Source organism: Methylobacterium sp. HMF5984, from assembly GCF_045033435.1.
In the GTDB taxonomy this organism is placed as follows: domain Bacteria; phylum Pseudomonadota; class Alphaproteobacteria; order Rhizobiales; family Beijerinckiaceae; genus Methylobacterium.
The window spans coordinates 1,881,160-1,895,840 of sequence record NZ_JBJFLN010000001.1 but is presented as its reverse complement, the minus strand read 5'-3'; the positions used below and the strand labels follow the sequence as shown (position 1 = coordinate 1,895,840).

At 71.1% G+C, this 14,681-nt stretch carries 16 protein-coding genes; 5 read left to right on the top strand and 11 right to left on the bottom strand.

The features are described from left to right. Positions 1-24: 24 nt before the first annotated feature. The 5 genes from ACFZ8E_RS09010 to ACFZ8E_RS08990 form a co-directional block, all read right to left on the bottom strand. Positions 25-1,518, bottom strand: coding sequence for a L,D-transpeptidase family protein (locus ACFZ8E_RS09010; RefSeq protein WP_405042622.1), 1,494 nt, complete (start codon positions 1,516-1,518; stop codon positions 25-27). 152 nt (positions 1,519-1,670) lie between these two features. Then, positions 1,671-2,420, bottom strand: coding sequence for a DUF1796 family putative cysteine peptidase (locus ACFZ8E_RS09005; RefSeq protein ID WP_405042621.1), 750 nt, complete (start codon positions 2,418-2,420; stop codon positions 1,671-1,673). After that, positions 2,417-3,370, bottom strand: a complete 954-nt coding sequence (locus ACFZ8E_RS09000) for an acetyl-CoA carboxylase carboxyltransferase subunit alpha (RefSeq protein WP_243933411.1) — start codon at positions 3,368-3,370, stop codon at positions 2,417-2,419. Before ACFZ8E_RS09000 ends, ACFZ8E_RS09005 begins: the two co-directional genes overlap by 4 nt. A gap of 189 nt (positions 3,371-3,559) precedes the next feature. Beyond that, a complete protein-coding gene (locus ACFZ8E_RS08995; RefSeq protein WP_147728255.1) occupies positions 3,560-4,933 on the bottom strand; it encodes a PleD family two-component system response regulator in 1,374 nt (457 codons plus the stop codon). 61 nt (positions 4,934-4,994) lie between these two features. Next, positions 4,995-5,366, bottom strand: a complete 372-nt coding sequence (locus ACFZ8E_RS08990) for a response regulator (RefSeq protein WP_147728258.1) — start codon at positions 5,364-5,366, stop codon at positions 4,995-4,997. A gap of 79 nt (positions 5,367-5,445) precedes the next feature. Here ACFZ8E_RS08990 and ACFZ8E_RS08985 point away from each other — a divergent pair, with 79 nt between their 5' ends. Then, entirely contained in the window at positions 5,446-5,757 is a 312-nt protein-coding gene (locus tag ACFZ8E_RS08985; RefSeq protein ID WP_147728254.1) for a DUF3572 domain-containing protein, read from the top strand. A 15-nt stretch (positions 5,758-5,772) separates the two neighbouring features. On the opposite strand, the gene ACFZ8E_RS08980 is transcribed toward ACFZ8E_RS08985, so the two are convergent. Further along, entirely contained in the window at positions 5,773-6,636 is an 864-nt protein-coding gene (locus ACFZ8E_RS08980; RefSeq protein WP_405044352.1) for a cell envelope integrity EipB family protein, read from the bottom strand. Positions 6,637-6,788: 152 nt separating this feature from the next. Continuing rightward, positions 6,789-8,675 (bottom strand): ABC transporter ATP-binding protein, encoded by a 1,887-nt coding sequence (locus tag ACFZ8E_RS08975; protein WP_147858146.1) that lies wholly within the window; start codon positions 8,673-8,675, stop codon positions 6,789-6,791. A gap of 202 nt (positions 8,676-8,877) precedes the next feature. Between ACFZ8E_RS08975 and ACFZ8E_RS08970 the strand changes: the two genes are divergently transcribed. The 3 genes from ACFZ8E_RS08970 to ACFZ8E_RS08960 all read left to right on the top strand — a co-directional run bounded on the left by ACFZ8E_RS08970 (position 8,878) and on the right by ACFZ8E_RS08960 (position 10,283). Next, positions 8,878-9,426: a helix-hairpin-helix domain-containing protein gene (locus ACFZ8E_RS08970; RefSeq protein ID WP_243936363.1), complete on the top strand. Its 549-nt coding sequence runs from the start codon at positions 8,878-8,880 to the stop codon at positions 9,424-9,426. Between the two features lie 147 nt (positions 9,427-9,573). Beyond that, a complete protein-coding gene (locus ACFZ8E_RS08965) occupies positions 9,574-9,789 on the top strand; it encodes a hypothetical protein (RefSeq protein ID WP_147728766.1) in 216 nt (71 codons plus the stop codon). Continuing rightward, entirely contained in the window at positions 9,786-10,283 is a 498-nt protein-coding gene (locus ACFZ8E_RS08960) for a DUF3016 domain-containing protein (RefSeq protein WP_405042620.1), read from the top strand. The genes ACFZ8E_RS08965 and ACFZ8E_RS08960 overlap by 4 nt, the downstream gene beginning before the upstream one ends. 40 nt (positions 10,284-10,323) lie before the next feature. Here the strand turns inward: ACFZ8E_RS08960 and ACFZ8E_RS08955 are convergent, their stop codons facing one another. Both ACFZ8E_RS08955 and ACFZ8E_RS08950 read right to left on the bottom strand, forming a co-directional pair. Further along, positions 10,324-11,118, bottom strand: coding sequence for an enoyl-CoA hydratase (locus tag ACFZ8E_RS08955; RefSeq protein WP_405042619.1), 795 nt, complete (start codon positions 11,116-11,118; stop codon positions 10,324-10,326). 64 nt (positions 11,119-11,182) lie between these two features. Then, a complete protein-coding gene (locus ACFZ8E_RS08950) occupies positions 11,183-11,662 on the bottom strand; it encodes an AMP-binding protein (protein ID WP_405042618.1) in 480 nt (159 codons plus the stop codon). Positions 11,663-12,012: 350 nt separating this feature from the next. Between ACFZ8E_RS08950 and ACFZ8E_RS08945 the strand changes: the two genes are divergently transcribed. Continuing rightward, positions 12,013-12,444: a hypothetical protein gene (locus tag ACFZ8E_RS08945; RefSeq protein WP_243936403.1), complete on the top strand. Its 432-nt coding sequence runs from the start codon at positions 12,013-12,015 to the stop codon at positions 12,442-12,444. Positions 12,445-12,462: 18 nt separating this feature from the next. Here the strand turns inward: ACFZ8E_RS08945 and ACFZ8E_RS08940 are convergent, their stop codons facing one another. Both ACFZ8E_RS08940 and ACFZ8E_RS08935 read right to left on the bottom strand, forming a co-directional pair. Further along, a complete protein-coding gene (locus tag ACFZ8E_RS08940) occupies positions 12,463-13,152 on the bottom strand; it encodes a uracil-DNA glycosylase (protein ID WP_405042617.1) in 690 nt (229 codons plus the stop codon). Further along, the gene (locus tag ACFZ8E_RS08935; protein ID WP_405042616.1) at positions 13,149-14,681 is read right to left on the bottom strand and encodes a bifunctional metallophosphatase/5'-nucleotidase; all 1,533 of its coding nucleotides are present in this window, start codon (positions 14,679-14,681) and stop codon (positions 13,149-13,151) included. Before ACFZ8E_RS08935 ends, ACFZ8E_RS08940 begins: the two co-directional genes overlap by 4 nt.

Sequence of the window (14,681 nt, the reverse complement as noted above, 5' to 3'; positions counted from 1 at the left end):
TTTGACCGAGCGCGTCGCGATCGGTCAGGGCTTCTCGGGCTTGTCCGTCCGAAGCGCGGTCGTCGTCACCTTGCGCACCGGGCGCGGCGCGGCGTGAGCCACCTTGACGGTCTGCGCGGCGACCTTCACCGGCTCGGCAACGACCGCGTCCGCCGTCGGCGTCGCGGGTGTCGGCGTCGCGTCCTTGTCGAAGACCTTGCCGAGCAGCGTCCGGTAGGTGCTCGGATCGTCATCAGCGCCAGCGACCGTGATTCGCGCCGGCTTGGCCTTCGCGGCTTCCTTGACGCCATCGTCGCTGGGGTCGGGCTGCTTGGCCATCAGCGTCCGCGTGCCGGGCTTCATCGCGTCGGGCTTGGCCGTGCCGGGCTTGCCCGCATCCGCCTTGCCGCCCTTGGCGAGGGCTGACGCCGCGGCCTTGGTCGGGATCGGCGCCTCGGGCGCGGCGGCGAGCATCACCGGACGGCCCTTGGCGTCGACCTCGATCTCGCGCGGGCCGGCAGCCAGGCTCTCCGGCCGGCTGACGTCGCCGAGGTTGTGTCGGCCGTAATCCTTGGCGCTGTAGGGCAGCTCGGTCTCGGTGCCGCCGAGGTTGGCGGAGGCGGTGGTCTGCTCGGCGCGGAACACCGGGTTGCCGCCACCGTCGTCGTAGACCACCCGCGTCGCCGGCGTGCCCTTGGCGACGAGCTCGGCGATCTCCTGGTTGTCGTGGGTGCGCTTCTCGGCGACGAGCGGATCGACCTTCGGCGTGCACGAGCCGGCGGCGGCATCCGCGCCGCCGAATACGTACTTGGTGCCGCAGACCCCGACCTTCGGCTCGTCGCGCAGGGCTTCGAAATAGTCGGCGCCTTCCTTGAGGTTGCGCCAAAACGGGGCGTTCGGGTCGTTCCGGTACTTGGCCATGTTTTGTGCCGTCATCCGGAACGGATACGACTGGAACTGGAACGCGCGCTGGCCGCCGGCGAAGGCCTCGCGCGCGACCGCGTAGATCTCCGACATCGACGCGTCTGTCATCGCGAAGCACCCGGCCGACGAGCAGGTGCCGTGGACCATCAGGTAGTTGCCGGTGCTGCCGTTCGCCCGGTCGTAGGCGTTTGGGAAACCGGTGTCGAAGGAAAGGTAGTAGGACGAGTTCGGGTTCATCTGGCCCGGGGTGATCGTGTAGAATCCCTCCGGCGCCTGGCGATCGCCCTGCTTGCGCTTGGGCCCGAGCTGGCCCGACCAACGGCAGATCGGGTAGATCTTCAGGAGCGCGTAGCGACCGTCGGTCCCGCGCTTCCACACCTCCATCTCCGCTTCCTTCTTGTAGGCGCGGATCAGGATCGGGTCGCTCTGCTGCATCCCCTTGGTCTGCATCAGGGACAGGGTCTGGGGCGGAATCGGCGTGAGCGAGCGCGTCGAGGCGCCGTTGATCATCCCGTCCTGGCAGCCGCCGAGGGACAGGGCGGCCGCGACGGCCACGGGCGCGATCAGGCGGGACGCTCTGTGGAGACTTGCAACGGCGAACCGGCGCACAGCCATGGGGGAACCTCGTCCTCGAACACACCGCGCGCGGGCCTTGTCGGCAGCCGTCGTGCGTCACTCCCCCACTCTCTAGCTTTGGTAAGCTTACGCCTCCGTTACCGCAAGGATCCGCCCCCCGCCGGCCTCGGCGCCACCGGCCCCGATGTGGATCACGGGGACGGGCGCAGGGTGCGCCGCGACTCCGCCGCGATCAGGTCGACGAGGAACGCGTCGTCGACCGGGTCGGCCAGGCGCAAACCGACTGATGCGGAAGGGGTTTCCACCGTCAGCCAGCGCAGGTCGGGGCGCGTCGGCTCGGCCGCGACGACGCGCCTCGCGGGGCCTCCCGGCAGGTGCTGCAGAAAGGTTAAATGGTTCCCCGATCCCCGCTGTGCCAAAACGTCACAGATGCCGTAGGCGACCTCGGGCGGCGTGTGGAGGTGGGTCAACAGCCAGAATCGGTTCTCGGCGACGGGGTTCGACAGGGCGATCCGCAGGCGGCGGACCCCTTCGGCGAGGAAGCGGTAATCGGCCTCGTCCGAGGCCGGGTCGTGGTGGTTGAAGACGCATGCGAGCCCGTAGCGCTCGCGATACAGCCGGTGGCGCCCGCGCCAGATGCCCTCGCCCTGCCGCTCGTCCAGGGGGATGGTCTCGAGCTGCGATCGATCCAGGAGCGCGGCGAAGTCGTCGGCGAGGCAGTCGCGAACCATCCCCGGCATGGTGAAGATCCAGTCGAACGGCCCCGACCAGGTACGCAACCCGAGCGTCTTCAGCACGTGCGCCATCTGGCAATGGGCGCCCAGGGAGACGTGGTTGACCGCGCCGGGCTCGCGCTCGCTGCCGAGCAGGCCGCCGAGCCTGCGTCCGAGCCCGCGCAGGAAGCCGGTGCCGTAGGGGCCGCCGGGTTCCGGCCGGCTCACAGGCGCCGGCCGATCTCGAGGAACTTGCGGGCGCGGCGGTCGCGGATCTCGTCGGGGGCCACGCCGTCGAACTCGGCCAGCGCGCCGGCCAGGGCGTCGCCCGCCGCGGCGATGGCGCCGGCGCGGTCGCGGTGGGCGCCGCCGGTCGCCTCGGGGACGATGGTGTCGATGATGCCGAGCCGCATCAGGTCCTGCGCGGTGATCTTCATGGCGGTGGCGGCGTCGGGCGCACGGCCCTGGTCGCGCCACAGGATCGAGGCGGCGCCCTCGGGCGAGATCACGCCGTAGATCGCGTGCTCCATCATCAGGACGCGGTTGGCGGTGGCGAGCGCGATGGCGCCGCCCGACCCGCCCTCCCCGATCACCAGCGCGACGTTCGCCACGCCGAGGCCGAGGCAGGCCTCCGTCGAGCGGGCGATGGCCTCGGCTTGGCCGCGCTCCTCGGCCTCGATGCCGGGGAAGGCGCCGGCGGTGTCGACGAAGGCCAGAACCGGCAGCCCGAAGCGGTCGGCGAGCTCCATCAGGCGCACCGCCTTGCGGTAGCCTTCCGGGCGGGCCATCCCGAAATTGTGCCGCAGGCGCGTCTCGGTGGTCGCGCCCTTCTCCTGGCCGAGCACGCAGACCGGCCGGCCGCGGAAGCGACCCATGCCGCCGACGATCGCCGCGTCCTCGCCGAAGCCGCGGTCGCCGGCCATCGGCGTGAAATCCTCGATCAGCCCGGTGCAGTAGTCGACGAAGTGCGGCCGCTGCGGATGCCGGGCGACCTGGGTCTTCTGCCAGGGGGTGAGGTTGGCGTAGATCTCGGCCAGCGCCTGCGCCGCCTTCGCTTCCAGCCGCCCGACCTCCTCGCTGATCGCGACGGCGCCGTCGCGGGCGCCGACGGCGCGGAGTTCCTCGAGCTTCGCCTCAAGCTCGGCCACGGGCTTCTCGAAATCGAGGTAGGAGCGCATCGCCGCCATCGTCGTCACAGTACTCCCATCCGAAGGCCGGTGCGGCTGCGGCGCTGGTGCCGAAGGCCCCGGCCGCGAACGGCGCAGGGTGTTGGCGAAGCGCGGACGGGTGTCAACCGGCGGACCTTCGCCGCAGGGATGCGCGTCCGTTCCGAGCGTGCGCGCCGGATCCGGCGACGATCGGACGGGTCAGGCCGCCTGGGCCTCGACGCGGTTCCGCCCCAGCGCCTTGGCGCGGTAGAGCGCGAGGTCGGCGCGCTTCAGCATCTCGCCGGGGCCGACATCCTCGGGCTGACGGGTCGCGACGCCGATCGACACGGTGACGGGGACGCTGCGGGTGTCCCGATGGATCGAGAACGGCATGCCCTCGATCCGCTCGCGGATGCGCTCGGCGATGGCGTGGGCCTCGGCGAGGCCGGCATCGGGCAGGATGATGACCACCTCCTCGCCGCCGTAGCGGGCGACGATGTCGATGGTGCGGGTGTGCAGGCGGACGCGGTCGGCGAAGGTGCGCAGCACCTCGTCGCCGGCTTCGTGGCCGTGGGTGTCGTTGATCGCCTTGAAGTGATCGATGTCGAGGATCAGCCCGGCGACCGGGCGCTCGCGCAGCCGCGGATCGGAGAACAGGCCGGCGAGGTGGTTGTCGAGGTAGCGCCGGTTGTGCAGTCCGGTGAGCCCGTCGGTGACGGCCATCTCCATCGACGCCTGCACCGCGCTGCGCAGAACCTCGGAGAATCGCTTGCGGCGGATCTGGGTGCGGACCCGCGCGACCAGCTCGTTGCGGTCGATCGGGCGGAGCAGGTAGTCGTGGACACCGAAATCGAGGCCGCGCACGATGCGGGCGCGGTCATGCGCCTCGGCCAGCATGATCAGCGGCACCTGCCGGGTCCGCTCCAGGTTGCGCAGCTGGCTGCACAGGCGAAGCCCGTCGAAGCCCTCGAGGTCGAGGCTGACCAGGACGAGGTCGAAGCCGCCCTCGGCCGCCACGTGGATCGCCGCCTGCGGATCGGTCTCGAGCGTGACCGCGTGGAACTGGCCGAGCGCCGCCGCCATCCGCTCGGCCGAGCCGCGCCGATCCTCGACCAGCAGCAGGCTGGCGTTGAGGCCGGTCTCGGCGGTGGCGAGCGCCAGCGGGTCGCCCATGCCGAACTCGCGCGAGGCGAGCGCGCGGCTACGCAGCTCGTCGGTCACGGCCTTCAGGCGCACGAGGCTGCGGACGCGGCTGAACAGCGCGGTGTCGTCGATCGGCTTGGTCAGGAAATCGTCGGCGCCGGCGTCGAGGCCCTTCAGGCGGTCCGAGGGTTGGTCGAGGGCCGTGACCATCACCACCGGCAGGTGCGCGGTGAGAGGGTTGTTCTTGAGGATGCGGCAGACCTCGAACCCGTCCATGCCGGGCATCATCACGTCGAGGAGGACGAGGTCGCACAGGCCCTTCTCGCAGATTGCGATCGCGTCCGGGCCGTTCATGGCCGCGACGGTGTCGAAGTATTCCAGCGCGAGCTTCGTTTCGAGAAGCTTCACGTTCGGGAAGAGGTCGTCGACGATCAGGACGCGGGCCGACATCGTTCCTCGCACAAGGTTTCAGCGGGCGATCGCAGGCGCCGTCGAGGGCTCGATCCGGACCCTACTTGTCGGCAAGATACGTGCGAACCGTTGCCAAAAACTTCGCGACGGAGATCGGTTTGGACAAATATGCCTCGCAACCGCCCTCGAGAATGCGTTCCTCGTCCCCCTTCATGGCGAAGGCGGTGATGGCGACGACGGGAATGTGCTTGAGGTCGTCGTCCTCCTTGAGCCACTTGGTCACCTCGAGCCCCGAAACCTCGGGAAGCTGGATGTCCATCAGGATCAGGTCGGGATGGTGGGCACGCGCGAGCTCGATCGCCTCAATGCCGTTGGCCGTCTTGAGGGTCGCGTAACCGTGGGCCTCCAACAAGTCGTTGAAGAGCTTCATGTTCAGTTCGTTGTCCTCGACGATCAACACCGTTTTCGTCATCACGCTTCGATCCCGGTGCCGCCGCGCGTCCTTTACGGGACGTTACCCGACCTCACGCCTTTGTAAGCGACAGATGTTGATGAATCGCAAATCACTTCAAGACGATGGGTCGACGCGAGCCACCGCCGCCGACCACAACCTGGCCGTCGACGTGCTCGGCTGGATGGTCGCCGACGAGGACCGCCTGTTCCCGTTCCTCAACGCGACCGGGCTGTCGCCCGAGGACGTCCGCGCGTCGCTGTCCGACCCGGCCTTCCTCGTCGGCGTGCTCGACCACGTCATGGGCGACGAGCCGGTGCTGCTCGCCTGCGCGCAGGGGCTCGACATCAAGCCCGAGCGCATCGCGGCGGCGTGGCGACGGCTCTCGCCGCAACAATCCGACGAGTTCTAAAGGGCCGCGTGCCGGCTACGGGGCGCACGGCTTGTCCGGCGCCTTGTCGAGCTCGAGGCGGGTCATGTCGCCGAGGATCGCGAAGTCGCCGTAGTCGAGCTTGAGCGCGCCGCTGACCCCGTTCTCGTAGAGGTCGAAGGTGAGGGTGTAGATCGGCGTGCGCTCGCCCTCCCCTTGCGTGAAGTAGCTCAGCGTCACCGGCCAGTGCGGCACGGCGGCCATCGCACCCTCGTGCAGCGGCTTGTCGCGGTCCGACGCGGCGGCGTTCGCCGGCGCCGACGCACGGCGGCCGATCACGGCCAGGGTGTCGTAGACCTTGCGGCCGTCGTCCGACCCGTCGAACACCTTGGCCGACATCGTGGTGTCGCCGGCCCGCGCGGCCTGGACGAGGCGGCGCATGTGCAGGCTCGGGAACAGCACCGGGCCAGCGGCGGTGAACTGGTCCTTCTTCGGCTCCTTGAGCCGGACCTTGAACGCGTCGCCGCTCGCATCCGCGGTGCCGTCGACGGCCGGGCTCGGCTGTCCGTTCAGCACCGTCACCGTGCGGAAGCGGAAATCGCGGGCCTCGCCGCCCTCGAAGGTGGTGTTGCGCAGGTCCGAGGTCCGGCTGCCGCTCTCGCCGGATTCGAGCACCGTCACCTGGCGGGTCTGCATGGTGTAGCCGCGGCAGGCGTCGCCCTTGAACTCGATCACGATGCGCCCGCGCGCGCTCTCGACCGCCCGGGTCCCGCCGGTGGAGGCGAGCGACAGGTCGTAGACCGCCTTGTGGTTGGCGAGGATCACCGGCTCGGGCTTTCCGGGCTTCGGATCCTCGGGCTTTGCCGCCTCGGGCGCCGGCTTGGCCGAGGCGTCGGGCGTGGCCGGTGCCGCATGGGCCATGCCGCCGAAGCAGGCCGCGCCGGCGAGGAACGCGGCGACGAGGGCGGTGGCGTGGCGTGGCATCGTGGAAACTCCCGAGGCGGTGACGGCCGAAGTTGAGGCGCAGGCTGCAGGTAGTGGGTGCCGGGCCCGGAGCAATGCCGGGCGCCGGATCAGCGGTAGCCGGCCGCCTGAAGCTCGAACAGCTCGGCGTAGCGTCCGCCGAGGGCGACGAGCGCGTCGTGCGTACCGGCTTCGAGCACCTTTCCGTCCTCCAGCACCAGGATGCGATCGGCCATCCGAACGGTGGAGAAGCGGTGCGAGATCAGCACCGCGGCCCGCCCGGCGCTGAGGTCGCGGAAGCGGCGGAACACGTCGTACTCGGCGCGCGCGTCGAGCGCGGCCGTCGGCTCGTCGAGGATCAGGATCTCGGCGTCGCGCATGTAGGCCCGGGACAGGGCGATCTTCTGCCACTGGCCCCCGGACAGGTCGACGCCGCCGTCGAAGCGCTTGCCGAGGGGCTGGTCGTATCCGGCCGGCAGGCGCGCGATCACCGCGTCGGCGAGGCCACGCACAGCCGCACGGCCGATGCGCTCGGCATCGTCCCGGGCCTCGATCCGCCCGACGGCGACGTTCTCGCCGGCGGTGAGGTCGAAGCGGACGAAATCCTGGAAGATCGCACCGATGCGGCCGCGGAGCGCGTCGAGGTCGTAGGCCTGCAGCGGCAGGCCGTCGAGCAGGATGCGCCCTTCGGTCGGGTCGTAGAGCCGGGTCATCAGCTTGACGATGGTGGTCTTGCCGGCCCCGTTCTCGCCGACGAGCGCCAGGGTCTCGCCCGCCGCGAGGGTGAAGCTCAGGTGCCGCACCGCCCACGCGTCGACGCCGGGATAGCGGAAGCCGACATCCTCGAAGGCGAGGCCCTGCCGGATCGTCGCCGGCAGGGGTGCCGGGGTCTCGGGCGAGCGGATCGACGGCGCGATCGCGAAGAACGAGAACAGGTCCTCGAGGTACTGCGTCTGCCCGGCGATCTGGGTGAACCCGAGCAGCAGGCCCTCGATCAGCCCGCGCAAGCGCTGGAAGGCGCCGGCAAGGAAGGCGAGATCGCCGATCGAGAAGCCGCCCGCCACGGTGCGCCAGACGATGACGGCGTAGGCGGCGTAGTAAGCCAGCGTGCCGAGCGCCGCGAAGGCGCCGCCCCAGCCGGCGCGGCGGATCGCCAGCGCGCGGTTGTCGGCCACCACCTTGTCGGCGAGGCCGGCATAGAGGTCGGTGATGTAGCCGTTCAGGCCGAACAGCTTGACCTCCTTGGCCGATTCGACGCTGGCGCCGAGGTAGCGCAGGTAGTCGATCCGCCGCCGTTCCGGGGTGCGGATCCAGGCGAGGCGGTAACCGGCTCGGGTGAAGTGCGCCTCGTTGAGGAAGGCCGGCACCAGCGCCGCCGCGATCAGCACGATCAGCCACGGGGTGTAGACCGCGACGCCCGCGGCGAACGAGAGCAAAGTCACCAGGGCCTGCCCCTGCCCGAACACCTGGGCGATCAGGCTGGTGCGCCCGGTGACCTGCCGGCGCGCCCGCTCAAGCCGGTCCTGCTGTGCGCTGTCCTCGAACTGCGCGAGGTCGAGGGCCGCCGCATGGCGCATCAGCCGGAGCGAGGCGGCGTTGGAATAGAGGTCGGCGACCAACCCGTCGACCAACGTGCTGAGGCGTCCGATCAGGTCGGAGAGGATCGCCAGGGCGAGTTCGGCCGCGACCAAGGCCGCGAGCCGCGACAGGTGCGGGTCCGAGAGCCACGCATCGACGCTCATCGGCGTCGCCCGCGGCCGGGCATGTTCCGCGACGATCGCGTCGAGGATCAGCTTCGCGAGCCACAGGGTCGCCACCGGCAGCCCGGCGCCGACGAGGCGCAGGGCGAGGCTGGCGGCGAACAGGCGCGGGCTCGCGGCGCGGACCTGCGCGAACAGGGCCGGCAGGTAGCGCAGCGATCCGAAGCGTTCGGAGATGTGTCGCCTGGCGGCGGCGAGCGGAGCGGCCAGGGCGGGGTCGAGGCGGGCGGTCGGCATCCCGGCGGGTATGGGCCGGCGCGGAGCCGGCGTCGATGCCGAAGGCCCCGCGAGCCGTCCGAAGGTCTTCCGCGCCGACGCTTGTTGACGGCCGGCCCGATCGTCTACGCCGTGCTTTGCTCCGGCAGCGCAACGTCTCTATCTTGCCAAGCGTTTGCAAAACTTGCCAAGCGTTTGCCAAACAACACGGATGGGAGGGGCGATGCTGAGCGGTTCGACGATTCTGCGGATCTCGCTTCTGCTGGTCGTCGCGGGCTGCCTCGCCGCCCTGATCCAGTATTTTCTGCCGCACGCACCGTCGCCGGCGCAGGCGCCGCCTGTCGCCGTGCCGCCGGCATCCGTCGCCCCGGCGCCGCGAAAGGTCGGGACGCCGACGCTGGTCCCGTCCCCCGCAGCGCCTCGAGCGGGCATCGCCGCGCCGCCGGTATCGCCGGATCCCGCGCCCACACCCGCTCCGGCACCCCAGCCGACCGCGGAAGCCCCGGTTCTCTCGCAATCCGTGCCGGAGCCGCAACCGACCGGTCAGGCGGAGGTGAACGAGGCCGGCGACAGCGCCGGACCGCGCGCGCTGGCGCTGGTCGACCTCAACACCGCATCGCTGGCGGAGCTGAACGGGTTGCGCGGCGGCGGCAGCATCGGGCGGGCGATCATCCAGCGCCGGCCCTACACGACGATCGACCAGTTGCTGTCGAAGCGCGTGCTCAGCCGCGCGACCTACGACAAGATCAAGGATCAGATCACGATCCGCTGAGATGCCCGCGACCGCGAAGCCGAGCTGTCCTTGTCGGGGGCCGGAGCGGTGCCGCAACTGGCGCAGCCTGCGCCGGTTGCCTATTGTGGACCCTACGGACGGATCGTCTGCGCGGGCGATCCCCGATCAAGGTGCGAGGAGCTGCGCATGTTCACCCAGACCGGCAGCGCGATCCTTCGGGACGACCTCGGCGTCGAGGAGACGACCGAGACCGACAACATCGTGCGGTGGGACGGCGAGCGGCTCTACGTCGAGCACGACGTCTACCACAACGGGCAGCTGGTCCACCGCAAGTACCGCCGCAACGTGACCGAGCCGGTCGCCCGCGCGCTGCTCGCCGTGATCAACCGCGCCAAGCAATGAGGCGCGTCGTCCTGGCAGCCCTGACGGGTCTCGCGCTCGGCGGTCCCGCCGTCGCGCAGGTCGGCGTGCGCTACGTCGCGCCGGAGCGCTTCACCGACGCGGAGGACCGTTGGGCGTCCTCCGGCCGGAGCCTGCGGCTGACGCTGGCGGAGATGACGCGGATCTTCCAGGACCTCGGCAGCCGTCGCCTCGGCCCCGACGAGAGCCTCGACATCACCGTCCTCGACATCGATCTCGCCGGGTACGAGCGGCCGGGCTTCGGCACGCCGAGCGGCCTGCGGATCGTCCAGGACTTCACGCCGCCGCGGATCCGGCTCGCCTACGCACTGCGGCGTGGCAAGCGGGTGGTCGCCAGCGGCGAGGATACGGTCACCGACCCCAACTTCATGCTGACGGCCAACCCACGCTTCTCGACCGGCGGCCTGTTTTACGAGCGTGCGGTGCTGCGCGACTGGTTCGCGCGCCGCTTCCCGGTTCCGGCCGGCCGCGGCTGACGGACGTTTCGCGCGCCGAACCGCGCGGCTCGACCGCGGCTCACGCCGGCCAGCGCGGCGTGCGCTTCTGAAGGAAGGCATCGATGCCCTCGTCGGCGTCGGCGAGCATCATGTTCCGGGTCATGACCTCGGCGGCGTAGGCGTAGGCCTCCTCGAGGCCGAGCTCCGCCTGGCGGCCGAAGGCTTCCTTGCCGATCGCCACCACCCGCGCCGACTTGCCCGCGATGCGCATCGCCATCGCCTGCACCGTCGCATCGAGATCGGCGGTCGGCACCGCACGGTTGACGAGGCCGATGCGCAACGCCTCCGCGGCGTCGATCGGCTCGCCGAGCAGCAGCATTTCCATCGCCGCCTTGCGCGGCACCGCGCGGGAGAGCGCGACCATCGGGGTCGAGCAGAACAGGCCGATGTTGACCCCGGGCGTCGCGAAGCGGGCGTCGTCGGCGCAGACCGCGAGATCGCAGGTCGCGACCAACTGGCAGCCGGCGGCGGTGGCGATGCCGTGAACCTGCGCGATCACCGGCTGCGGCAGCCGGGTGATCGCCAGCATCAGCCGGGAGCAGGCGCAAAACACCTCGGCCGCGGCCTCGCGCCCGGGATGCGCGCGCATCTCCTTGAGATCGTGACCGGCGCAGAAGGCCGGCCCGGCGCCGCGCAGCACGACGACGCGCACGGCTCGATCCTCGGCGATCGCGTCGAGCGCATCCTGCAAGGCCGCCATCAGCCCGAGGGACAGCGCGTTGCGGGCCGGACCGCGGTTCAGCGTCAGCGTGGCGATGCCTTCGGCATCCGCGCGAAGCAGCAGCGGCGCGTCGGTCTGCGCGGTCGAGGACATGCCCTGGCTCCCGTGTCGATGGCCGGAGGAGCCTATCACGGACGCGTCGGGTTTCGAGGATGGCTCAGGCCCGGCGCGCCGGCAGCGCCGGCAGCGCCTGCGGGGCGAGCGGGGCGTCGTCGTACTCGGCGATCTCGAGGTCGATGCGGGCGAAGTCGGCGCCGCCGTGCCACCACACCAGCGGCTGGACCGAGACGAGGCCCTGGACGCTGCACAGCGTCTCCGCGAGGCCGGCGTCGACGAACAGGTGGCGCGGGCCGATCGCGTCGAGGCTCCGGGCGAGCGCGGTCCCGCGCAGGGTGAGGTCGAGCGGCATCACGGTGACGCCGACGGAGCCGAGGCCCTGCCAGATCGCGAGCACGTCGGGCTGGTTGCGCATCAGCAGGGCGACGACGTCGCCCTCCCCCAGCCCCTCGTGCAGGGCCCAGCGGGCGTAGCGGTTGCGGCGCTCGCCCGAGGGTGCGTCGCTCGGTTCGGCGAGGCGCAGCGACGGCGGCACGAAGGCGGGATCTGGCTCTGCGCGGTGGTCGAGGGCGAAGTGCATGCGGCGTCCAGTCCGGCTCATTGCGGAAGATGTCGGACTCCGATCTGCTCGCCACCGGTTAATAGCAGGCTTCGAACCCCCGCGTAGGGCAGGATCAAGTCGAAACAAGTTCCGCGGTTCCGCAAGGCAGACGAGGGACCGGGACGGCCAGTGACGCGGTAGAAACGCCGCTATCGATTGCAACGCAGGTAACGCTTAACCACGAACGACCTTCACCTTTGTCCTGCGCGGCCTGAGGCAATCCGTCGGGCCGCTCCCCCTGGGCGGCGTTCACCGTTCGGCGTATCTCGCCCGTCTCAACGACTCGCAAGAAGTCGTCGACGACGATGAGGAAACTTTCGCCCATGCGCATGTTCGCCACGCCGGCCGCCGCGGCCGCCCTCCTGAGCCTCGGTCTCGCCGCGCAGCCCGCCGCGGCGCAGATCCGCAACGCCCCGGCCCCGCGGGCGCTGGAATTCGCAGCCTACATCTTCGCGGCGTCGAACGTCTGCGGCTATCGGATCGGGACCGACACCTTCGAGGCGCTGCTGGTCAAGCAGGGCACCCGATCGGCCGACGTCAGCCCGCGCGGCCCGTTCGGCGGCCGGGTGCAGTCGATGTTCGCGCTGATGTCGAACGACATGGCCCAGCATCGCGAGAAGGCGTGCCTCGCCGTCGCCGGCGAATACGGCCCCGAAGGCACGGTCGCGAAGGACGTGCTGCTGCCGGCCGCAGCCGACGCGCCGCCCGCCGGCGCCGACACGCCCGCGCAACCGGCACCGGCGCCGAAGCCCGCCCAGTAACGCTGCGGGACGGAGCCGTCAGAGAAGGCGCCACGCGATCGGCGCCGACCCATGCTCGGCGAGCCACGCGTTGGCCCGGCCGAAGGGGTCCGAGCCGGGGAAGTCGCGCGCCCGGTTCAGCGGCGACGGATGGCCGCATTCGAGCACGCCGTGTCGCGATCGGTCGATCAGCGCGGCCCGCGCCCGCGCCTGTGCCCCCCACAGGAGGAACACGGCGGGCTCGGCGCGCGCCGAGACGGCCGCGACCGCCTCGTCGGCGAGCCTCGCCCAGCCGAACCGAAGATGCGCCCCGGCCTGGCCCGCCTCGACGGTGAGTGCGCTGTTGAGGAGCAGCACCCCCTGGTGCGCCCAGGCCGTGAGGTCGCCGCGCGTCGCCTTGCCCGGCTCGACCTCGGCCAGGATCACCTTGAGCGAGGCCGGCAGGCGCCGGGAGCCGACATAGGAGAAGGCGAGCCCGTTGGCGTCGCCCGGCGTCGGATACGGATCCTGCCCGAGGATCACGACCTTCACCGCGGGCAGCGGCGTCAGCGCCAGGGCGGCGAAGATGTTGCCGGGCGCGGGCAAGACCTGCGCGCCGGCTGCGATCCGTTCGTCGACCCGTGCCGCCACGATATCCGCCGCGCCCTCCGCGAAGAACGGCAAGGCGAGCCACGGGGAAGCGCTTTGCCGGAACGCGGCGAGCGCTGCGGAGACGGTCGGTTCGGTCATCGGCCGATCAGGATGCGTTCGCCCTCGGTCACGGTGATCGGGGCGTGGCGGGCGACATAGTCGATCACCGCGGTGGCGACGAGCCCGCCATCCGTCGCGCCGATCAAGGTCCGCCCCCGAGCCAGCACGCCGTAGCCGTTTCCCCCCTCGTAGAGGAAGTTGTTGGCGGCGACCCGGTAGGTCCGGGCCGGGTCCAGCGGCGCATCGCCGACGCGGACGGAGACGATCCTGTCGCCCGCCGGCGCATCGGGATCGACGCGGACGGTCAGGCCCGAGACCTGCGCGAAGCGGCCGGCCGGGCGGCCGAGCTCGCGAAACCCCGCCTCCAGCAGCGCGCGGACCTGGGCGCCGGTGATCGCCACCGACACGATGGTGTTGCCGAACGGAAGCTCGGTGAGGATGTCGCGCCGCGTCAGCATCGTGCCGGCCGGGTACAGGCGGTCGCCGCGCACGCCGCCGCCGTTCATCACCGCGATGTCGGCGCCCGTCGCCTCCCGCAGCGCGTCGGCGACGAGGCTCCCGAAGCTCGCCTCGCGGGCGCGCACGGAGACGATGCGGCTGTCGAGCGGATAGGCGGTCTCGCCGACCGGCACGTCGAGCCGGCGCGACAGGTCGCCCTCGAGCTTGCGCACGAGGGTCAGCGTATCCGGATCGGGTGCGACGGTCGCCGAATCGTGGATTCGGAAGCTCGGCCGCCACGTCACTTGCCGCGTGCCGCCCGCCGTCGAGACGCTGGCGTGGATGTCGATGGCGGTGACGTAATGCGCGTCGCTGCTCGATTCCGCTAGCACGCGGCGCCCGTCGTACTGCACCACGAGGTCGTGGTCGTGCCCCGACAAAAGGATGTCGGCATGGCCCGCCGCCAGCATCGCGAGATCGGTCGCGCGCGCGGTGTGGACGATCGCCACGACGAGATCCGCGCCGTCGGCGCGCAGCGCCTCAGCCTGCGCGGCCAGCGTCTCCAGCTCGGGCCCGAAGCGTAGATCGCCGCTCTGGGATTTCTCCGGCGTCGCGGCCAACGCGATGCCGGTGACGCCGACGTGCAGGCCGCCGAGGGTGAGCATCTGCCGATCGCGCAGGCTCGGCAACGGCCGGCCGGACCCGTTCCGCAGGTTGGCGGCGAAGCACGGGAAGGCGGCGGCGGCCATGCGCTCGCGGAAGACGGCGGGCCCGAAATCGAATTCGTGGTTGCCGGGGACGAACACGTCCGGCGGGGCGAGGTTCAGCAGGTCGACGATGTGGGCGCCCTTGTCGAACCCCGACATCAGCGAGGGCGACAGGGTGTCGCCGGCATGGGCGTAGAGCACCGGGACACCGCGGTCGCGCTCGGCCTTCACGATCGCATTGAGCCGCGCGAACCCGCCGCGCCCGTCGACCTCGCCCATCAGGTAGACGTCGTTGACGAGGAGCAGCGTCAGCGTCGGCTCGGGCGCCGTTGGCTCGGTCGCGTTCGCGATGGCGGGCAGGCCGGCCGAAAGGCCGGCGCCGATGCCGAGACCGAAGGTCTGGCGGCGATTGGGGCGAGGCAT